Here is a 19,629-nt window from a genome sequence, read left to right as displayed (position 1 = left end):
CAGCGGATCAGTAGGCGAACGCGAGCACGTCGTCTCGCCGGTCGGTGGGCGGCTCGTCGTCGTGGTCGTCGGCATGGCCGAGCTCGGGCATGCCGGAGACCACCCCGCCGCGGATGTACTTGGCGAGCAGCCCGATCTCGACGACCGCGAGCACGCCGTAGATCGTCGTGAGCGCGATGACCGAGAAGAGCATCTCGCCGGCCGTCACACCGGGGGAGACCGCCGCCGCCGTGAACATGAACACGCCGTCGATGCCCGACGGGTCGGGGTTCGGCGCCACGACGAACGGCTGGCGGCCGATCTCGGTGAAGACCCAGCCGGCGATGTTCGCCGCGAACGGCGCGACGATCCCGAGCAGCGCGAGCCGCATGATCCACTTCGAGGTCGGCACGGTGCCGCGGCGGGTGAGCCAGAGCGCCACCACGGCGGCGGCCGCGACGATGCCGCCGAGGCCGATCATGAGCCGGAAGCCCCAGTACGTCACCCACATCGGCGGCACGTACTGCACCTCCGAGCCCGCGCGGTCGCCGTACAGCTCGTCGTCGGGGATCGTCTCGCCGTACTGGTCGACGTACTGCGGCTCGAGGTCGTTGATCCCGGGCATCTGCGCGTCGAAGTCGCCGGCGCCGAGGAAGCCGAGCACACCGGGGATCTCGATGAGCGTGACGACGTCCTCGCAGTCGGTCGATCCCGGGTCGCCGATCGACAGCACGGAGAACGACGAGCCGGTGTGGCAGGCGGCCTCGGCCGCGGCCATCTTCATCGGCTGCTGCTCGTACATGAGCTTGCCCTGGATGTCGCCCGTGATGACCGTGCCGCCGAAGCCGAGGATCGCCACGAGCGCGCCGATGCGCAGCGACCGCAGCCACACGCCGTGGTCCTTCTCGTCGCGGCCGGGGATGCCGGGGGCGGATCCGACGACGACCGCGCCGCGCTCGTCCACCGTGTCGATGCCGTCGTGGCGGCGGCGCCACAGGTGGTACCAGCTGATGCCGAGCAGGAACATGCCCGCCACGACGAGCGCGCCCGCGATCGTGTGCGAGAACGCCGCCAGCGCCGTGTTGTTGGTGAGCACGGCCCAGATGTCGGTCATGACGGGGCGGCCGTCGGCGCCGAGCTCGACGCCCACCGGGTGCTGCATCCACGAGTTCGCGACGATGATGAAGTACGCCGAGATCCACGATCCGATCACCGCGAACCACAGCGCCATGAGGTGCAGGCCCTTGCGCAGGCGGCCCCAGCCGAAGATCCACACGCCGAGGAAGGTCGATTCGGCGAAGAACGCCAGCAGGCCCTCGAGCGCGAGCGGGGCGCCGAACACGTCGCCGACGAAGCGGGAGTACTCGCTCCAGGCCATGCCGAACTGGAACTCCTGGACGAGGCCGGTGGCCACGCCCACGATGAAGTTGATGAGGTAGAGCTTGCCCCAGAACTTCGTCATGCGCAGGTAGCGCTCGTCGCCCGTGCGCACCCATCGGGTCTGCAGGATCGCGACGGTCATGCCGAGGCCCAGCGTGAGCGGGACCATGAGGAAGTGGTAGACGGTCGTGATGCCGAACTGCCAGCGCGCGATGTCGAGCGGATCCACCGCTGCCCCCTTCGTCAGGTGATGCGTCCCCTGGATTCTACATACTGTAGAAGTAGTTCGACACCACATAGAAGAAGCGATTTCGACCGGGTGTAGAACATCTTCGGCCGCGGGTAGAATAGGACCTCGTCTACGCGCAGGAAGGGGAGGCGATGGCGAATCTGGGTGACCTGGAGCGGGCCGTGATGGACGTCGTCTGGGACGCGGATCAGCCCCTCACCGCCTACGACGTCAAGGACGTGCTCGAGGCGCAGGGGAGGGACCTGGCGGCCACGACGCTGCTGACGGTGCTCTCGCGGCTCGACAAGAAGGGGTTCGTGACGAGCGACCGCTCGGCGCGCCCGCACCGCTACCGCGCGGTCGGCTCGCGCGAGGAGCACATGGCCGAGCTGATGCACGAGGTGCTCGGCGTGGCCGACGACCGCAGCGCGGTGCTCGCGCGCTTCGTCGGCGGCGTCTCCGAGGAGGACGCGGCCATCCTCCGCCGGCTGCTCGCGGGCTCTGTGTAGTTCACCACCGCAGCCGGGAACCGGGCCGGGCGCGGACGAATACGCTTGAGCGGTGAGCGTGACGGCGTGGGACCTGGCGGCGGCCGCCGCCTGCGCGCTCGTAGCCGTGCTGCTGGCGTGGCCCGTGCCGATCGCGCTCTCGCGGGCCGCGTGGCCGCCGCGCCGGCCCGTGCTCGCGCTGCTGCTGTGGCAGGGCATCGCCCTGGCCGGTGGCTTCACGATGATCGGCTCGCTGTGGCTGGTCGGCATCGCCCTCGTGCCCGCCCATCCCTGGCTCGCGGGCATCCCCGCGCTCGCGCTCGCCGCGTACCTGCTCGCGCACCTCGTCGCCTCCGTCGTGTCGTTCGAGCGGCAGCGCCGCCGCCACCTCGCGCTGCTCGAGCTGCTGAGCGTGCCCGATCCGGATCGCGCCCGCACGCGCGTGCTCGACGACGCCGCGCCCGTGGCGTACTGCCTGCCGCGCGGCGTCGGCTCGGTCACCGTGCTCTCGCGCGGGCTGCTCGACGACCTCGAGCCCGGAGAGCTCGCCGCCGTCATGGCGCACGAGCGCGCGCACGTGGAGCAGCGGCACGAGGTGCTGCAGGTGGCGTTCAAGGCGTGGCACCACGCGCTGCCGTGGTTCCCCATCGCGGCCCGCGCCGAGGCCGAGGTCGCCGCCCTCGTCGAGATGCTCGCCGACGACGTCGCCCGCCGCACGCAACCGGCCGAGGTGCTCGCTCGGGCGATCCTCAAGGTGGCGGGCGCCGGATCGCTGGGCACGGATCGCTCCGAGCGCGCGTCGTCGCGCCGCGACCGCATGCACGACCGCTTCCGCCGCCTCGCCTCCTGATCCCGCGCCCGCGCGTCAGTCGCGGATGAGCCGGATCGTCGCGCGCTCGAGCGCGAGCTGGCGGGTGTCGGCGTCGGGATGCGACCGGCGCACGGCCCGCTCGATCGTGCGGCCCTCGTCGAACGCCGACACGACGCGCGGATCCACGTACGACGAGCGGGCGACCGTCGGGGTGTTGCCGAGGAAGGCCGCCACCTCGCGCATCGCGTCGGCGACCGCGCGCTTGCGGGCCGCGGCGGTCGCGCCCTCGTCGTGGCGCCCGGCGAGCTCGCTCGCCGCCAGCACGGTGGCGTGCCACGTGCGGAAGTCCTTCGCGGTGGCGTCGGCGCCGGTCGCGTCGCGCACGTACTCGTTCACGAGGGCTGGCGTCAGCCGCCGCCAGCCGCGCCCGTCGCGGAAGGCGAGCAGCGCCGTCGGCTCGCCTCGGCGCCGGCGCATCGCCTCGATCGCCCCGACGACGCGCTCGTCGTCGATCTCGATCCGGTGTGGGATGCCGGACTTGCCCGTGAAACGGAACACGAGCAGCCCGCCGGCGCGCCGCACGTGCGCGCGCTCGAGCGTCGTGAGCCCGTAGCTGCCGTAGCGGTCGCCGTACACGTCGTCGCCGATCCGGAAGCAGCCGAGGTCGAGCAGGCGCACCGCGGCGGCGCACGCGCGCTCGAGCGGCATGCCGTCGACGTCGAGGTCGTCGAGCAGGCGCGGCCGCGACCGCCCGAGCGCGGCGCCGAAGTCGAGCACGCGGTCGAACTTCGCCGCGTCGCGGCGCGTGCGCCACTGCGGGTGGTAGAGGTACTGGCGCCGCCCGGCGTCGTCGGTGCCCACGGCCTGCAGGTGGCCGTTCTCGTGCGGCGTGATCCACACGTCGCGCCACGCGGGCGGGATCGCCAGCGAGCGGATGCGCTTCACGGCCTCGTCGGGCAGCCGGGCGCCCGACGCGTCGAGGTACTGGAAGCCCCGGCCGGCCCTCCGCCGCGTCCAGCCGGGCTGATCCGGGGACGTGCGGCGGAGGCGGACCATGCCGACAGTATCGGTCGGCACCGGGCCCGCTCGCGCGGGCTTGACACCGATCGCGGCGCACGGGAGCGCGGGAGGCGTCAGAATGAGACGCACGACGGCCGCCGGCGCGTCGGGAACTCCCAGGCGCGCACCCGACGCGCCGCCCCTCGAGCAAGGACCACGATGTCGCAGGCCCTCCCGAAGCAGATCAGCCCCGCGCCCGCCGCGAGCCGGTGGGTGACCGTGCTGTGCTGGCTCACCGTGGTGTTCGAGGGGTACGACATCGTCGCGCTCGGCGCCGCGATGCCCACGCTCACGGGCCCGGTCGGGCTCGACACGGCGGCGATGAACGTCGTCGTCACGCTCTCGCTCGTCGGCGTGGGCCTCGGCGCGGCGACGATGGGGCCGATCTCCGATCGCTTCGGGCGGCGTGTGCCGCTCATCGCGGCGGTGCTGAGCTTCTCGGCGCTCACGCTGCTGCTGCCGCTCTTCCCCGATCCGTTCGCGATGGGGGTGCTGCGCCTGCTCGCCGGCATCGGCCTGGGCGGCTGCATGCCCGTCGCGCTCGCGATGATCCAGGAGGCGGCCCCTCCCGGCCGCCGCGCCCGCGCCAACGGCCTCGTCATGACCGGCTACCACGTGGGCGCGGTGGCGGCCTCGCTCGCCGCGCTCGCCGCCGGCCTGCACTGGGAGTGGCTCTTCGCGGCGGGCGGTGGGCTGGGCCTCGTGCTCGGCATCGTCATGATCTTCGCGCTGCCCGAGACGGCCGCGCACGTCGCCGGTCCGGCGGCCGACGCCGCCCCGCGGGCCCGCGCGCTCGACACGCTGAAGCCGCGCTACCTGCGCATCACCCTTGCGCTGTGGGCGGCGAACTTCATGGGCCTCGTGCTCGTCTACGGCATGAACTCGTGGCTGCCCAAGATCATGACCACGGCGGGCTACCCCGTGGCCGACTCGCTCGTGATGCTCTTCCTGCTCAACGCCGGGGCCCTCGCCGGCATCGTCATCTCGGCGCGCGCCGCCGACGCGCGGGGGATCAAGGGCGTCACGGCGCTGTGGTTCGCCGGCGCGGCGGTGTTCCTGGCCGTCATGTCGATCCGGATCGGCAGCGAGATCGCGCTGAACGCGGTCGTGTTCGTGACCGGGCTGTTCGTCTTCTCCACCTCGGCGCTGCTGTACGCCATGTGCGGTCACGTGTACGAGAAGCACCTCGTGGGCACGGGTCTCGGCCTCGTCTCGGGCGTCGGCCGCCTGGGCGCGATCGTCGGCCCCTACCTCACGGGCGTCATGATCGCGTCGGGCAACGGCTACCCCGGGGTGTTCTTCCTCTATGCCGGCGCGGCGGTGCTGGGCGCGGCCATCGTGCTGCAGCTGCCGCGGTCGAACAGCGAGCGCAGCCGGCCGTAGCTGCCCCCTTGCGCCGCGGGCGCGGACCCGCGACCGCCCCGGTCCTGCACAACGAAGGAACACGGGTCCGCGGGCGAGCGCGGCCGCGGCGTGTCGCCCTGTCCGTCCCGCGGTTTTCCTTCGTTGTGCGGGACAGAGCCCGGGCGCTGTGCAGGAGGGGACGGGCGCCGCTCGGACCGGGGCTCAGACCCGGGCGCCGGCGCGGCGCGCACCCTCGCCGAGGGACTCGAGCTTGGCCCACGCGATCTGCGGGTGCAGGCGGCCGCCCAGGCCGCAGTCGGTCGAGGCGATCACGCGATCCGGGCCCACGATCCGGGCGAAGCGCTCGATGCGCTGCGCCACGAGGTCGGGGTGCTCGACGAGGTTCGTGGAGTGGCCGATGACGCCCGGGACGAGCACGAGGTCGTCGGGGATGATGTCCTTGTTCTCCTCCCACACCGCCCACTCGTGCTCGTGGCGGGCGTTGGCGGCCTCGAACGAGATCTGCCCGACGTTGGCGCCCAGCACGGTCTTGAGGATGTGCTTCAGCTCGATGTCGGTCGTGTGCGGGCCGTGCCACGATCCCCAGCACAGGTGCAGGCGCACGAGCTCCTTGGGCAGGCCGCGGATCGCCTCGTTGATCGCGTCGATCCGGATCTGCGTGAAGGCGAGGTAGTCCTCCACGCTCGGCTCCGGGTTGATCTGGTCCCAGTTCTCGGCCAGCGAGGGATCGTCGAGCTGCACGATGAGGCCCGCGTCGGTGATCGCCTTGTACTCGTGGTGCAGCGCCGCGCCCCACGCGGCGATGTGCTCCTCGTCGGTGGCGTAGTACCGGTTGGCGATGCGCGCGGCCGACCCGGGCGCGAGCGAGGGGATGAAGCCCTGCTCGCCGGGCCGCAGCGCGGCCGTGAGGTTGCGCACGTCGCTCGCGACGGCGTCGTGGCCGGCGTACGCGATGGGGCCGGTCGTGGCGGGGAACGCGGTGGCGTTGCTGCCGACGCTGATGAAGCTGTTCGGGTCGCTGTAGGCCTCGCGGAAGATCGTCCAGTCCCGGCGGTCGGGGAACGACGTCAGCCGGATGTTCCCGGGCTCGGAGCGCACGGGCTGCTGCGAGAAGATGTCCTCGTCGGTGAGGGTCAGGCCCTTCGCGCGCTGGAACGAGTAGACCCACCACGCGCCGTAGTCGGTCGGCGCCGACATGGCGTGGCCGTACTCGCCGTCGCCCGGCTGCGTGATGCCGGCCTGGCGCTGGCGCTCGACGACGTCGGCCACCGCATCGGCCAGCAGCCCCTCGAACTCCGGCGAGGACTTCAGCGTGAAGCCGTCGTCCTCGAACTCGCGCGCCGCGTTGGCGTCGATGAGCGCCTGCGTGCGGGGCAGGCTGCCGGCGGTGGTGGTCTGGATGGTGCTCATGGGGCTCCTCGTCGAGGCGGACGGCCGAACGGGTGGACGATCGCGAGCGTACGCGGAACGCCCCTCGCGTGTCGCGTTCCATGACGCCGCGTGACGCCGGCCCGGCGCCGGCCCGGCGCCGTCGGGGCCGCTCCCGCGGCCCGGAGCGGATAGGGTGGCGCGTGAGATGAGGGTCACGCGACGCACGCTCCTGCTCGGCGCCGGCACCGGCGCCGTGACGCTGCTGCTCGCGTCGTGCACCCCCGATCCGCCCGCCCCCCGCCCCTCGCCGTCGAGCCCCTCGCCCACTCTCACGCCCGAGGGCGGCGTGCCGGCCCCCGCCGACTTCGCGCGCAGCGCGTGGACGACCGATCCGTTCGCCCGCGGCGCCCGCGCCTACGTGCCGCCGGGGTCGTCCGAGGCCGACAGGGCGCAGCTGGCCCGGCCCCTCGCCCAGCGGGTCTTCTTCGCGGGCGATGCCCTGGGCGACCCCGTCGGATCGCTCACCGCGGCCGCGCAGGACGGCGTGCGCGCGGCGGTCGCGGTCACCGAGGTCGCCGGCGACGGCGAGCGGGTGTTCGTCGTGGGCGCGGGCGTCGCCGGGGCCCGGGCCGCCCGGTTCCTCGTCGACGCCGGGTACGAGGTCACGGTGGTGGAGGCGCGCGACCGCGTCGGCGGCCGGCTGCACACGCTCGACGACAAGGACTGGCCGGTCGTGCCCCAGCTGGGCGCCTGGCTCGTCGACGCCGACGACGACTCGCTGCGCGCGCGCCTCGAGGAGCTCGACGCCGACGTGCGCGACCTGGAGGGCGAGGCCGCCCGCTCGGCCGAGGGCGAGGGCGACGTGCCCTCCCTCGATCCGATCCGGAGCGCCGCGGCGTGGGCGCAGGATCAGCCGGCGGACGTGCCGCTGTCGGAGGCGCTCGCGCAGTCGGGCGCCGATCCCGAGGACCCGGCCGTGGCCGCCGCGCTCGCCGTGCTGGCGGCGCACGCGGGGGCGGATGCCGACGAGCTGTCGGCCTGGTACCCGCCGGCGCTGCCCGGCCCCCGCGCCGCCGCGCTCGGCGACACGGCGCGCCTGGCCGCCGACGCCGTCGACGGGCTGTCGGTCTCGCTGTCGACCTCGGTGCTGGGCGTCTCCTACGACGAGACGGGCGTGAGCCTGCGGCTGGGCACGGGCGAGGCGGTGTCGGCCGACCGCGCGATCCTCACCGTGCCGATCGGCGTGCTGCAGCGCGGATCGATCGAGTTCGATCCGCCGCTGCCCCTCGGCCACCGCAGCGCGATCGCCGCGCTGGGCAGCGGCGCCGTGGAGCAGCTCTGGCTGCGGTTCGAGGAGCCGTTCTGGGCGACCGACGCCGCCGTCTGGCACCTGCTCGACGGCGAGGCGACCCTGCGGACGTGGGTGAACCTCGCCGCCGTCACGGGCGATCCGATCCTCGTGGGCCTCATCGGCGGCGAGGCGGCACGCGCGTTCGCGGAACTCGACGAGGCCGACGCCGTGCAGGCCGCGCTCGACGCGCTCGCGCCGTTCGTCGACGCCTGACCTCGCTCGGAGACCTCAGACGGTCTCGCGCCGGCTGAGCAGGATGAGCCCGCTCGCCACGCCCGCGAACACCGCGAGGGCGAAGGCGCACGTGCCGGCGAACTCGGCGAAGCCGCTCACCTGGCGCAGGTCGAGGAAGTAGTACGGGTACCAGCCGATGCGCGATCCGCGCCACATCGTCGCCAGCCCCCACACGACGGGGAAGGCGAGCACCCACGGCACCACGCGCCAGCGGGCGCGCTGCCGCCCCGGCCCGACGATCCACCCCAGCACCGTCAGCGCCGGCAGGGCGAAGTGCAGCACGTAGTCGGACCACGGCACCCACATGGGGATGCCGCGAAGGTTCGACTGCCACATGAGCACGGCGAACACGAGGCCGGCGGTGATCGTCCAGCTCAGCACGACGGTACGCACGTCGGTGAGCCAGCGCGGGTCCTCGCGCCGCCGCAGCGCCACGACGCCGCCCACGGCCGCGACGATCGTGAAGGCGATGTTCGACTGGATCGTGAGGTAGGCGAAGAAGTTCTGCCCGGCGATCGTCTGCGATCCGAGCCCCCACAGCAGGCGGTGCAGCAGCGCGACGGCGCACACGGCGGCGGTCGCGAGGCGCGACACCCCGAACCATGCTCGTGCCGTCACAGGCCCTCCCGCGGCGATCGGGTCGGTCGGGCCCGAGTCTACGGGGCGGCCCCTCGGGGCTCCCGGGCGCGCGGCCGTCCCGCCGGCGCCCGGGACCGTCTCAGGCGCCGGCGATGCCGGCCGGGACCTCGTACCGGCGCGGGTTGCCGAACCGGTGCGCCGTGATCGAGACGGCCTGCTCGCGCAGGAACGGCAGCAGCTCCACGCGGCCGGCCGAGACGACGGGGCCGTCGTAGACCGCGACGTTCGGCGCGCCGCCCGTGGCCTCGCACACCGCCGCCGCCGATCCGCCGATGAGGCGGATGCGGCCGCCCGTCGACGCGAGCGCGGCGGCGCGCGCCGCCCACGCCTCGCCCGACTCGACCGCGAGCTCCACGCCGGAGGCCGCGAGGTAGGCGCGCACGCCCGCCGGGGGCTCCGCGGCCGCGCTCACCGCCACGGGCGATCCGGCGCGCAGGCCGGCCGCGACGACGCGCACGAGCTCGGCGGCGCGGCCGCCCTCGGCGCGCACCGTGACCGGCACCGGCAGGTAGCGCAGCACGTTCTGCTCCAGCTGTAGCCCCTGCACGTCGCGCGCCAGACCGAACTCGTCGGCCACGGCCGCGATGTCGGTGCCCAGCGCGGCGGTGAGCCAGGCGGCGTCCTGCGCCGAGTCCGCGCCCGCCTCGGCCACCGCGGCGACGGCGCGCCGCGCGGCCGGGTCGAGATCGGCCCCGCCCGCGCGCACGGGCGCGTCGCGCCACGTGCCGAGCCCGAACAGGTAGCTCGGGCCGCCGGCCTTCGTGCCCGCGCCGATGGCCGACTTCTTCCAGCCGCCGAACGGCTGGCGCTGCACGATCGCGCCGGTCGTGGCGCGGTTGACGTACGCGTTGCCCGCCTCCACGCGATCCAGCCACGTGGCGATCTCGTCGGGGTCGAGCGCGTGCAGGCCCGACGTGAGGCCGTACTCGACGGCGTTCACGATCTCGATCGCCTCGTCGAGCGTCTCGGCCGTCATGATCCCGAGCACCGGGCCGAAGTACTCCGTGCGGTGGAACTCGCTGCCCGGTCGCACGCCGTCGCGGATGCCGGGCCGCCACAGCGCGCCGGCCTCGTCGAGCCGCTCCGGCTCGCGCAGCCACGACTGGCCGGGCTCGAGCTGCGTCAGGGCGCGCAGCAGCTTGCCCGAGGCCGGCTCGATGAGGGGGCCCACGCGCGATTCGGCCTGCCACGGCATGCCGACCGTGTAGCCGTCGACGGCGTCGAGCAGCTGGCGCCGGAACCGCTCGCTCTTCGCGACGGATCCGACGAGCACGACGAGCGACGCGGCCGAGCACTTCTGGCCCGCGTGCCCGAAGGCCGAGTAGGCCACGTCCTTGGCCGCGAGGTCGAGGTCGGCGCTCGGCGTGACGATGACCGCGTTCTTGCCGCTCGTCTCGGCCAGCAGCGGCAGGTCGCGCCGCAGCGAGCGGAACAGCTCGGCCGTCTCGTACGCACCGGTGAGGATGACGCGCTCGACCCGCTCGTGTGCGATGAGGCGCGAGCCCAGCTCGCTCTCGTCCACGTGCACGAGCCGCAGCACGTCGCGCGGCACGCCGGCCTCCCACAGCGCCTCGGCCAGCACGGCGCCGCAGCGCGCGGCGTTCGGGGCCGGCTTGAGGATCACGGGCGAGCCGGCGGCGAGGGCGGCGAGGGTGGATCCGGCGGGGATCGCGACGGGGAAGTTCCACGGCGGGGTCACGACCGTGAGGCCGACGGGCTCGAACGCGGCGCCGTCGACGTCGGCGAGCCGCTCGGCGCTCTCGGCGTAGTAGTGCGCGAAGTCGATCGCCTCCGAGACCTCGGGGTCGCCCTGCTCGATGACCTTCCCGGTCTCCGATCCCATGACCTCCAGCAGCTCGGCGCGGTGGGCCTCGAGCACGTCGCCGGCGCGGTGCAGGATCGCGGCGCGGGCCTGTGCCCCGAGCTCGCGCCACGCGGCGCCCGCCCCCGCGGCGCCCTCGACGATCGCGTCGAGCGCGGCGGCGTCGGTCACGGTGTGCGCCGCGAGCGTGTCGGCGCCGAGGGTCGATCCCTCCATCCGGGAGCGGATGCCGGCCGCCCACTCGCGGTTGGCAGCGAGGCTCGGGTCGGTGTCGGGCGTGTTCGCGAAGCCGTCGCGCGGTCCGGCCGGCTGCGGCTCGCGGCGATCCTGCACGCGGTTGGGGGCGGGCACCTCGCGCGGCATGAGCTCGATCGAGGCGAGGAAGCGCTGCTTCTCGCGCTCGAACAGCGCCGGGTCGGTGTCGAGGTCGAACACGGCCGACATGAAGTTCTCGGGGCTCGCGCCCTCCTCGAGCCGGCGGATCAGGTACGCGATCGCCACGTCGAACTCGTCGGGGTGCACGACGGGCGTGTACAGCAGCAGCGAGCCCACCTCGCGGCGCACGACGGCCGCCTGCGCGGTGGCCATGCCCAGCAGCATCTCGAACTCCACGCCCGCCTCGGCGCCGCGGCGGCGGGCCAGCAGCCACGCGAGCGCGATGTCGAAGAGGTTGTGCCCGGCCACGCCGATCCGCACGCTGCGCACGCGCTCGGCCGTGAGCGCGTAGTCCAGCACCGCCTTGTACGACGCGTCGCTGTGCTGCTTGCTCTGCCAGGTGGCCAGCGGCCAGCCGTGCGTCTCGGCGTCGACCTGCTCCATCGGCAGGTTCGCGCCCTTCACGACGCGCACCTTGATGGGCGCGCCGCCGCGCGAGACGCGCTCGGCGGCCCACTCCTGCAGGCGCATCATCGCCCCGAGCGCGTCGGGCAGGTACGCCTGCAGCACGATGCCGGCCTCCTGCTCGAGGAACTCGGGCCGCGACAGGATCGAGGTGAAGACCGCGAGCGTGAGGTCGAGGTCCTTGTACTCCTCCATGTCGAGGTTGATGAAGGTGCCGCGCTCGCGCGCGACCTCGTACAGCGGCAGCAGGGCATCGACCGCGTCGCGCACCGCCTCGTCGAAGGCCCACGGGCTGTGCGGCGCGACGGTCGACGAGACCTTGATCGACACGTAGTCGACGTCGTCGCGCTCGAGCAGCCGGCGCGTGCCGGCCAGGCGCCGCTCGGCCTCGCGGCGGCCCAGGATCGCCTCGCCCAGCAGGTTCACGTTCAGGCGCGTGCCCTCGCCGCGGATGCGCGCGAGGGCGGCGCCCAGCTTCTCGTCGCGGGCGTCGACGATGAGGTGGCGCACCATGCGCTGCAGCACGGCGCGGCTGGCCGGCACGACGACGCCCGGCAGGATCGGCGCGAACGCCGCGCCCAGGCGGATGAGGCCGCGCAGCGGGGCGGGCAGGAACGACGGGATGAGGGGGACGAGCTGGGTGAGGTTGCGCGCCGCCACGCGCGTGTCCTCGGGGCGCACGACGCCGTCGACGAAGCCGACCGTGAACGCCAGGCCGTTCGGATCGCGCAGCACGCCGGCCAGGTTGCGGGCGGCGGCGTCGACGCGCTCGCCGCGGGCCGCCTCGAGCCAGGTGCGCACGAGCGCGATGGCCTCGTCCGCCAGCGCGGGGTCGATGCCGGACGGATCGGGGGCGGCGGGCTGCGGGGCGGCGGGCGAGTCGATGGTCATGCGGGGCCTTTCTCGGGTGGGGCGCGTACCAGTGTGCGGCCCGAGACAGTTCGACAAAAGCGACCCGTTTCGAAGGAAACCGTTCGATACCATCGAATGGTGACGGAGGCCTGGAGCACGCGGCGCCTGCAGCTGCTGCGCGAGCTGCAGCTGCGCGGCACGATCGCCGCCGTCGCGGCCGCCCTGAGCTACAGCCCGTCGACCGTGTCGCAGCAGCTCGCGCAGCTGGAGCGCGAGGTGGGCGTGCCGCTGCTGCAGCCCGACGGGCGGCGGGTGCGGCTCACGCCCCATGGCGAGGCGGTGGCCGCCCACGCGGCCCGCGTGCTCGCCCTCGAGGAGGAAGTGCGCGCCGATCTCGACGCCCTCGCGCCCAGCGTCGGGACGGTCCGGATCGCCGCGCTGCAGACCGCGGCGCGCGCCCTCGTGCCGCGCGCGCTCGAGATCCTCGCCGCCGAGCGACCCGGCCTGCGCGTCGAGGTCGCCGTCGTGCCGCCCGAGGCCGGGCTGTTCGAGGTCGAGGCGCGCGGCTACGACCTGGCGATCGCCGAGCAGTACCCGGGACACACCCGCCCGCACCGCGAGGGGCTCGATCGCGAACTCCTCGGCGCCGATCCGATCCGCCTCGCCGCGGCGCCGGGCAGCCACCTCGCCTCGCTCGCGGAGGCGCGCGACGCGGCGTGGGTGATGGAGCCGGAGGGCACCGCCGCCCGCGCGTGGGCCGTGCAGCAGTGCCGGGCCGCCGGCTTCGAGCCCGACGTGCGCTACGCCGCCGCCGACCTGCTCGCGCACATCCGGCTCATCCAGGCCGGGCACGCCGTCGGCCTGATCCCCGACCTCGCGATCGCCGAGGACGACGCCCGCGTGCGCCTCGTGGACCTGCCCGGATCGCCGCACCGCGAGATCTACACCTCGGCGCGCACCTCGGCCCACGCCTCGCCCGCCGTGCAGGCGGCGCGCGGCGCGCTGCGGACCGCGTTCGCCGAGCTGCGCCACGACCACGCCCCCGCGCTCTCGCGCGCCCTCGTGGACGCGCCCGCCGAGGACTCTTCAGCGACGTCATAGCGACGCTTGCTGTGCTGTTCGCATGCGCAGTACCACGCCGACTCCGGAGTCCTCCCGCACCGACGTCCCGCCGCGCGATGACCGAGCGGAGCGTCCCGACCGCCGCCCCGAGCGCGCCGCGCGCCGTGCCCAGCGCCGCGACGCGCGCCGCGCCCGCCGGGCCGCGCGCCCGCAGCGCGTCGCGCCGCCGCGGCATGCCGCGATGTGGCTCACGATCGCTCTCGCCGGCGGCCTCGTGCTCGCCGCCGCCGGCATCGCGATCGGCACCGCGACGGGCCTCGGCCTGCTCGTGACCGTCTCGTTCGTGCTCGCCGGGGCCTCGATCGTCGGACCGATCGCCGCCGCCGGCTGGATGATCGCGCGCGCGATCCGCCGCGGCGCGGGCGTGCTGGGGCTGCTCTTCGCCGCGGGCATGATCGCCGCGGGCGTCGGGCAGTTCGCCGACCAGCCGCCGGTCATGTTCGGCGGCTGGGCCGCGATGATCCTGGCCGCTGCCGCCCTGTACCTCGTCGTGGCCGTTCCCGCCTGGCGGGCCGAGGCGCGCCGCCGCGAGCGGCGCGAGCTGCGGGCGGCCGTGCGCCGGGAGCGCCGGGCGGAGGCGGTCCGGCGCGGGGCCGCGTCGCGCCGCTGACGGCCGCCCCGGTGCGAGGCGCGGCCCGCGAGAGCATACGCTGGAACACATGCGTGAGATCCGCGACCTGGACACCGTCGAGCTCATCCTGGAGGCGCAGGGCATCTTCGACGCCATCCGCGGCCCCGAGAGGGTGATCGACGCCGGCACCATGCGCGCGCTGCAGCAGTCGGGCAACTACGTCACCGGCTACTTCGACGACGGCCGCATGGTGGGCGCCTCGGTGGCGTTCTTCGGCACCCCGGCCTCGCGCTCGATGCACTCGCACATCACGGCGCTGCTGCCCGAGTTCCGCGGCCGCGGCTGGGGCCGCGAGCTCAAGGAGCACCAGCGCCAGTGGGCCCTCGCGCACGAGGTCGGCAACATCACCTGGACGTTCGATCCGCTCATCTCGCGCAACGCGCATTTCTACCTCACGGTGCTCGGCGCGCGCGTGACGGGCTACGCGGTGAACCAGTACGGCATCTTCGGCGGCGGCGACGCGGGCGACGAGAGCGACCGCCTCGACGTGAAGTGGGCGCTCGCCGACTTCGCGCAGACCCCCGCGGAGGATCGGATCGAGGCGACCCTCGAGATCCCGGACGACGTGGAGCGGATGCGCGAGGAGGACCCGCGCGAGGCGCACGAGTGGCGCATGCGCGTGCGCCGCGAGATGGGCGTCCTCACCACCCGCGGCCTCACCATCGGCGGCTTCGACCCCAAGCGCGGCTACCTCTTCACCCGCGCCTGACCCCGACCCCTCGTCGAACCGAGCGCCTGCACGTCAGTTCCTGGGCGCGTGAGCGTCCCGCGGCGCGGCAGCGCCGCCGCGCGCGGAGCGCGCAGATGACACCGCACGTCAGTTCCTGGGCGCGTGAGCGTCCAGGAACTCGTACACGTCGGTCGTGTCCACGCCCGGGAACGATCCCGTGGGGAGGGTCGCGAGCAGGGTGCGGGGCGTGGCGACGTTGGGCCAGGCGCCGTCGCGCCAACGGCCCGCGAGCTCCTCGGGCGGGCGGCGGCAGCACGTCTCGACCGCGTGGCGCGAGACGCGGCGGTTCGGGGTGTCGCGCCCGGCGAACCACTTGGTGTCGTCGAAGCGCACGCCCACGCTCACCGAGTGCGCGCCCTGGCTGGAGTGCTCCACGCGTGCCGTGCACCAGTACGTGCCGTTGCCCGTGTCGGTGTACTGGTAGTACGGGTTGAAGTGGTCCTCCACGTCGAAGATCACCCGGCTCGTCCAGTGCCGGCAGCACAGCTGCCCCTCGATGGCGCCGAGCCGGTCGGCGGGGAAGTTGACGTCGTCGTTCTCGTACGCCTTCGTGATGGTGCCCGACTCGTGCACCTTGAGGAAGTGCACGGGGATGTCGAGGTGGCGCGTGGCGAGATTGCTGAAGCGGTGGGCGGCGGTCTCGTACGACACCGAGTACGCGTCGCGCAGATCCTCGATCGAGATCGCGCGGCGCTCCTTCGCCTCCCGTAGCGCCGCCACCGCACCCTCCTCGGGGATGAGCAGGGCGCCGGCAAGGTAGTTCTGCTCCACGCGCTGGCGCAGGAACTCGCCGTAGCTCGACGGCTCCGCGTGCCCCAGCACGCGGCTGGCGAGCGCCTGCAGGATCGGCGCGCGCGGATCGCCCGAGACCCGGTTCGGCAGGTAGAGCCGCCGGTGCTTGAGGTCGAGCACGCTGCGGGTGGATGAGGGCAGGTCGGCCACGTAGTGCAGCGTGAACCCCAGGTGCGCCGCGATCGCGCTCGCCGCGCGCTGCGTGAGCGGCCCGCCGGGGTGCCCGATCGCCTCGAGCAGCTCGCTCGCCGTGCGCTCGAGGTGCGGGAAGTGGTTGTCCTGCGAGCGCATGAGGGCCCGCAGCTCGCTGTTGGCCCGCCGCGCCTCCTCGGGCGTGGCCTGGCGCTCGTCCTTCAGCCGGTCGATCTCGCCCGCCAGCCGCAGGATCGCCCGCAGGGCCTCGTCCGGCATGCCCTTCGGGATGCGGAACGGCTCGATCCCGAGCGCGCGGAACCGCGTCGAACGCAGCTCGCGCTCGAGCGCCACCTCCATGCGGCTGCGCTCGTCGAGCTCGTCCGGCTCGAGCAGCGCGTCGACGGGCACGTCGAGCGCCTGCGCGATGGCCCGCAGCATCGACAGCCGGGGCTCGCGCCGGCCGTTCTCGATCATCGACAGCTGGCTGGGCGCGCGCCTCACGCGCTCGGCCAGCTCGGCCAGGCGGATGCCGCGCTCCGTGCGCAGCGCGCGGATGCGGCGGCCGACCGCGATCGCGTCGGCACCGGTCTCGTCGTCGAGGGCCATGGCGCCGATCCTGCCACAAAGTTCCGCCCGGCAGAAGAACCGGAATAGTTCTGCGGGTCAATCCTCTCCGCGGCGGTGGATCTTCACACATCGTGGTCTCACGCGGTGCCGCACCGCACGGACGAAGGAGACCGACATGACCACCACCGCCCTTCCGGGAGACCGGACCCAGACCGCCGAGGAGCTCCAGCTGGAGTGGGACGCGAACCCCCGCTGGAGCGGCATCGAGCGCACGTACACGGCCGAGGACGTCATCCGCCTGCGCGGCGCGATCCGCGAGGACGCCACGCTCGCCCACCGCGGCGCCGAGACGCTGTGGCGGCACCTGCGCGGCGACGAGTACGTGCGCGCGCTCGGCGCGCTCACGGGCAACCAGGCCGTGCAGCAGGTGCGCGCGGGGCTGAAGGCCATCTACCTGTCGGGCTGGCAGGTGGCCGCCGACGCGAACCTCGCCGGGCAGACCTACCCGGATCAGTCGCTCTACCCCGCCAACTCGGTGCCGGCTGTCGTGCGCCGCATCAACAACGCGCTGCTGCGCCAGCACCAGCTCGAGTTCGCGGAGGGCGAGGTCACGCGCGACTGGATGGCGCCGATCGTCGCCGACGCCGAGGCCGGCTTCGGCGGCCCGCTCAACGCCTACGAGCTCGCGCACGCCATGATCCAGGCCGGCGCCGCGGGCATCCACTGGGAGGACCAGCTGGCCAGCGAGAAGAAGTGCGGCCACCTGGGCGGCAAGGTGCTCGTGCCCACGAGCCAGCACATCCGCACCCTCAACGCCGCGCGCCTCGCCGCCGACGTCGCCGGCGTGCCGACGATCCAGATCGCCCGCACCGACGCGCTCGCGGCGGATCTGCTCACGAGCGACGTGGACGAGCGCGACCGCCCGTTCGTCACGGGCGAGCGCACGAGCGAGGGGTTCTACCGGGTGCGGAACGGCATCGACCCGGTCATCGCGCGCGGCCTGGCGTACGCGCCGTACGCCGACCTGCTGTGGGTCGAGACGGGCACGCCCGACATCGAGCTCGCGCGCGAGTTCGCCGCCGCGGTGCACGCCGAGCACCCCGGCAAGATGCTCGCCTACAACTGCTCGCCGAGCTTCAACTGGTCGGCCGCCCTCGACGACCGGCAGATCGCGTCGTTCCAGGCGGAGCTGGCGGAGCTCGGCTACCGCTTCCAGTTCATCACCCTCGCCGGCTTCCATGCCCTGAACCACTCGATGTTCCAGCTCGCGCGCGGCTACGCCGAGAGCGCCATGACGGCGTACGTCGAGCTGCAGAACGCCGAGTTCGCCGCCGAGGCCCAGGGCTACACGGCCACGCGCCACCAGCGCGAGGCCGGCACCGGCTACTTCGACCGGGTGTCGACCGCCCTCAACCCCGACGCGTCGACCCTCGCGCTCGCCGGCTCCACCGAGGCCGAGCAGTTCCACTGATCCGGCGGAGCCATCCGCCCCACGGCACGAACCGATCCCCTGGAGGGACATCATGACGATCATCGCCCCCGCGCCCGGCACCGAGCGCACGCACGAGACCATCCACCCCACGATCCGCGTGGTCGGCCCGATGCGGCCGCGCTACGCCGAGATCCTCACGCCCGAGGCGCTGGCCTTCCTCGCGCAGCTGCACGAGCTGTTCGCCGGCGCGCGCTACGACCGCCTGGCCGACCGCATGCGGCACGGCTACGAGGTGGGCCTGGGTCGCGACCCGCGCTTCCGCGAGGACACGCGCCGCATCCGCGAGAACCCCGACTGGCGCGTCGCCGGCGCCGGCCCCGGGCTCGAGGACCGCCGCGTCGAGATCACCGGCCCCACCGACCCGCGCATGACGATCAACGCGCTCAACTCGGGCGCTAGGGTGTGGCTGGCCGACCAGGAGGACGCCACGAGCCCCACCTGGGCGAACGTCATCGGCGGGCAGCTGTCGCTGTTCGACGCGATCCGCGGGCGCCTCGAGCACACCTCTCCCGAGGGCAAGCACTACGCGGTCACCGCCGAGCGCACGCCCACGATCGTGATGCGCCCGCGCGGCTGGCACCTCGAGGAGCACCACCTGCACTTCACCGACCGCCACGGCCGCACGATGGCCGCGTCGGGATCGCTCGTCGACTTCGGGCTCTACGCGTTCCACAACGCGCGCGAGCTCATCGCCCGCGGGCGCGGGCCGTACTTCTACCTGCCCAAGCTCGAATCGGCCGAGGAGGCGCGGCTGTGGGATCAGGTGTTCACCTTCACGGAGCAGTTCCTCGCGATCCCGCACGGCACGATCCGCGCGACCGTGCTCATCGAGACGCTGCCGGCAGCGTTCCAGATGGAGGAGATCCTGTACGAGCTGCGCGACCACTGCGCGGGGCTGAACGCGGGGCGCTGGGACTACATCTTCTCGATCATCAAGACGTACCGCGGCCGCGGATCGCGCTTCGTGCTGCCCGACCGCAACGAGGTCACGATGACGGTGGGCTTCATGCGCGCCTACACCGAGCTACTCGTGAAGACCTGCCACAAGCGCGGCGCCTACGCGATCGGCGGCATGAGCGCCTTCATCCCCAGCCGGCGCGACGCCGAGGTGAACGCCAACGCGCTGCAGAAGGTCGCCGCCGACAAGCGCCGCGAGGCCGCCGACGGCTTCGACGGCACGTGGGTGGCGCACCCCGACCTCATCCCCGTGGCGCAGGCCGAGTTCGACGCCGTCCTCGGTGACCGGCCGCACCAGCTCGACCGGCAGCGCGACGACGTGCACGTGAGCGAGCGGCACCTGCTGTCGCTGCACATCGGCCGGCCGATCACCGATCGCGGCGTGCGCGAGAACGTCGAGGTGGCCATCCGCTACCTCGAGGCGTGGCTGCGCGGCCAGGGCGCCGTGGCCATCAACAACCTCATGGAGGACGCCGCGACCGCCGAGATCTCGCGCTCGCAGATCTGGCAGTGGATCCACCAGGATCAGTCCACCGCCGAGGGCACGCTCATCACGCGCGAGCACGTCGCGGGGGTCGTGGACGACGTGCTCGCGGGCCTCGAGCGCCGCGAGGGCGACCGCTTCGACGAGGCGGCCGAGGTGTTCCGCGACGTGGCGCTGAGCCCCACCTTCACGCCGTTCCTCACGACGCGGGCGTACGCCAGGCACCTCGTCGAGACGGCCTGACGCGCGGCGGGCGCTGGTTGCGGTGGTCGCTTCATCTCCGCGCCTGCGGCGCTCCG

15 protein-coding genes are annotated in these 19,629 nt (G+C 73.7%); 9 read left to right on the top strand and 6 right to left on the bottom strand.

Annotated elements, in window-relative coordinates; genetic code table 11:
- Positions 1–7: 7 nt before the first annotated feature.
- Positions 8–1,588, bottom strand: a complete 1,581-nt coding sequence (locus ACWDR7_RS00145; RefSeq protein WP_449852918.1) for a cytochrome ubiquinol oxidase subunit I — start codon at positions 1,586–1,588, stop codon at positions 8–10.
- A gap of 152 nt (positions 1,589–1,740) precedes the next feature.
- On the opposite strand from ACWDR7_RS00145, the gene ACWDR7_RS00140 reads away from it, so the two are divergent.
- Both ACWDR7_RS00140 and ACWDR7_RS00135 read left to right on the top strand, forming a co-directional pair.
- Positions 1,741–2,097 (top strand): BlaI/MecI/CopY family transcriptional regulator, encoded by a 357-nt coding sequence (locus tag ACWDR7_RS00140; RefSeq protein ID WP_449852917.1) that lies wholly within the window; start codon positions 1,741–1,743, stop codon positions 2,095–2,097.
- Between the two features lie 52 nt (positions 2,098–2,149).
- Complete coding sequence (locus ACWDR7_RS00135) at positions 2,150–2,926, top strand: M56 family metallopeptidase (RefSeq protein WP_449852916.1); 777 nt, start codon at positions 2,150–2,152, stop codon at positions 2,924–2,926.
- Between the two features lie 15 nt (positions 2,927–2,941).
- Here the strand turns inward: ACWDR7_RS00135 and ACWDR7_RS00130 are convergent, their stop codons facing one another.
- A complete protein-coding gene (locus ACWDR7_RS00130; RefSeq protein WP_449852915.1) occupies positions 2,942–3,943 on the bottom strand; it encodes a DNA topoisomerase IB in 1,002 nt (333 codons plus the stop codon).
- 162 nt (positions 3,944–4,105) lie between these two features.
- Here ACWDR7_RS00130 and ACWDR7_RS00125 point away from each other — a divergent pair, with 162 nt between their 5' ends.
- Positions 4,106–5,329: an MFS transporter gene (locus tag ACWDR7_RS00125; protein ID WP_449852914.1), complete on the top strand. Its 1,224-nt coding sequence runs from the start codon at positions 4,106–4,108 to the stop codon at positions 5,327–5,329.
- A gap of 183 nt (positions 5,330–5,512) precedes the next feature.
- Here ACWDR7_RS00125 and ACWDR7_RS00120 read toward each other — a convergent pair whose 3' ends face one another.
- Complete coding sequence (locus ACWDR7_RS00120) at positions 5,513–6,721, bottom strand: cobalamin-independent methionine synthase II family protein (RefSeq protein ID WP_449852913.1); 1,209 nt, start codon at positions 6,719–6,721, stop codon at positions 5,513–5,515.
- Between the two features lie 166 nt (positions 6,722–6,887).
- On the opposite strand from ACWDR7_RS00120, the gene ACWDR7_RS00115 reads away from it, so the two are divergent.
- The gene (locus tag ACWDR7_RS00115) at positions 6,888–8,246 is read left to right on the top strand and encodes an FAD-dependent oxidoreductase (protein ID WP_449852912.1); all 1,359 of its coding nucleotides are present in this window, start codon (positions 6,888–6,890) and stop codon (positions 8,244–8,246) included.
- Between the two features lie 15 nt (positions 8,247–8,261).
- On the opposite strand, the gene ACWDR7_RS00110 is transcribed toward ACWDR7_RS00115, so the two are convergent.
- Entirely contained in the window at positions 8,262–8,861 is a 600-nt protein-coding gene (locus ACWDR7_RS00110) for a Pr6Pr family membrane protein (protein ID WP_449852911.1), read from the bottom strand.
- 124 nt (positions 8,862–8,985) lie between these two features.
- A complete protein-coding gene (locus ACWDR7_RS00105) occupies positions 8,986–12,459 on the bottom strand; it encodes a bifunctional proline dehydrogenase/L-glutamate gamma-semialdehyde dehydrogenase (protein WP_449852910.1) in 3,474 nt (1,157 codons plus the stop codon).
- 99 nt (positions 12,460–12,558) lie between these two features.
- On the opposite strand from ACWDR7_RS00105, the gene ACWDR7_RS00100 reads away from it, so the two are divergent.
- From ACWDR7_RS00100 to ACWDR7_RS00090, 3 genes are read left to right on the top strand one after another with little or no spacing between them, the layout of a single operon-like run.
- Positions 12,559–13,521 carry a LysR family transcriptional regulator gene (locus ACWDR7_RS00100; protein ID WP_449852909.1) on the top strand — a complete coding sequence of 321 codons (963 nt, stop codon included), beginning with the start codon at positions 12,559–12,561 and terminating at the stop codon, positions 13,519–13,521.
- 22 nt (positions 13,522–13,543) lie between these two features.
- On the top strand, positions 13,544–14,152 hold the full coding sequence (locus tag ACWDR7_RS00095) for a hypothetical protein (RefSeq protein WP_449852908.1): 609 nt from the start codon (positions 13,544–13,546) through the stop codon (positions 14,150–14,152).
- 49 nt (positions 14,153–14,201) lie between these two features.
- Complete coding sequence (locus tag ACWDR7_RS00090; protein ID WP_449852907.1) at positions 14,202–14,882, top strand: GNAT family N-acetyltransferase; 681 nt, start codon at positions 14,202–14,204, stop codon at positions 14,880–14,882.
- Positions 14,883–14,990: 108 nt separating this feature from the next.
- Here the strand turns inward: ACWDR7_RS00090 and ACWDR7_RS00085 are convergent, their stop codons facing one another.
- Positions 14,991–16,436, bottom strand: a complete 1,446-nt coding sequence (locus ACWDR7_RS00085; protein WP_449852906.1) for a helix-turn-helix domain-containing protein — start codon at positions 16,434–16,436, stop codon at positions 14,991–14,993.
- A 136-nt stretch (positions 16,437–16,572) separates the two neighbouring features.
- Between ACWDR7_RS00085 and aceA the strand changes: the two genes are divergently transcribed.
- Positions 16,573–17,868 (top strand): isocitrate lyase, encoded by a 1,296-nt coding sequence (gene aceA / locus ACWDR7_RS00080; protein WP_449852905.1) that lies wholly within the window; start codon positions 16,573–16,575, stop codon positions 17,866–17,868.
- Positions 17,869–17,920: 52 nt separating this feature from the next.
- Complete coding sequence (aceB, locus tag ACWDR7_RS00075) at positions 17,921–19,573, top strand: malate synthase A (protein WP_449852904.1); 1,653 nt, start codon at positions 17,921–17,923, stop codon at positions 19,571–19,573.
- The last annotated feature ends 56 nt before the right edge of the window (positions 19,574–19,629 follow it).

This window comes from Microbacterium sp. NPDC003461 (assembly GCF_053588335.1).
The sequence above is the reverse complement of the archived record's forward strand: the minus strand, read 5'-3'. Positions and strand labels throughout refer to the sequence as shown.

Excerpts from the sequence above, each read along its gene's own strand:
- ACWDR7_RS00140 (WP_449852917.1), top strand. The coding sequence starts at position 1,741 with ATGGCGAATCTGGGTGACCTGGAGCGGGCCGTGATGGACGTCGTCTGG.
- ACWDR7_RS00130 (WP_449852915.1), bottom strand. The coding sequence starts at position 3,943 with ATGGTCCGCCTCCGCCGCACGTCCCCGGATCAGCCCGGCTGGACGCGG.
- ACWDR7_RS00125 (WP_449852914.1), top strand. The coding sequence starts at position 4,106 with ATGTCGCAGGCCCTCCCGAAGCAGATCAGCCCCGCGCCCGCCGCGAGC.
- ACWDR7_RS00120 (WP_449852913.1), bottom strand. The coding sequence starts at position 6,721 with ATGAGCACCATCCAGACCACCACCGCCGGCAGCCTGCCCCGCACGCAG.
- ACWDR7_RS00115 (WP_449852912.1), top strand. The coding sequence starts at position 6,888 with ATGAGGGTCACGCGACGCACGCTCCTGCTCGGCGCCGGCACCGGCGCC.
- ACWDR7_RS00105 (WP_449852910.1), bottom strand. The coding sequence starts at position 12,459 with ATGACCATCGACTCGCCCGCCGCCCCGCAGCCCGCCGCCCCCGATCCG.
- ACWDR7_RS00095 (WP_449852908.1), top strand. The coding sequence starts at position 13,544 with ATGCGCAGTACCACGCCGACTCCGGAGTCCTCCCGCACCGACGTCCCG.
- ACWDR7_RS00090 (WP_449852907.1), top strand. The coding sequence starts at position 14,202 with ATGCGTGAGATCCGCGACCTGGACACCGTCGAGCTCATCCTGGAGGCG.
- ACWDR7_RS00085 (WP_449852906.1), bottom strand. The coding sequence starts at position 16,436 with ATGGCCCTCGACGACGAGACCGGTGCCGACGCGATCGCGGTCGGCCGC.
- aceA (WP_449852905.1), top strand. The coding sequence starts at position 16,573 with ATGACCACCACCGCCCTTCCGGGAGACCGGACCCAGACCGCCGAGGAG.
- aceB (WP_449852904.1), top strand. The coding sequence starts at position 17,921 with ATGACGATCATCGCCCCCGCGCCCGGCACCGAGCGCACGCACGAGACC.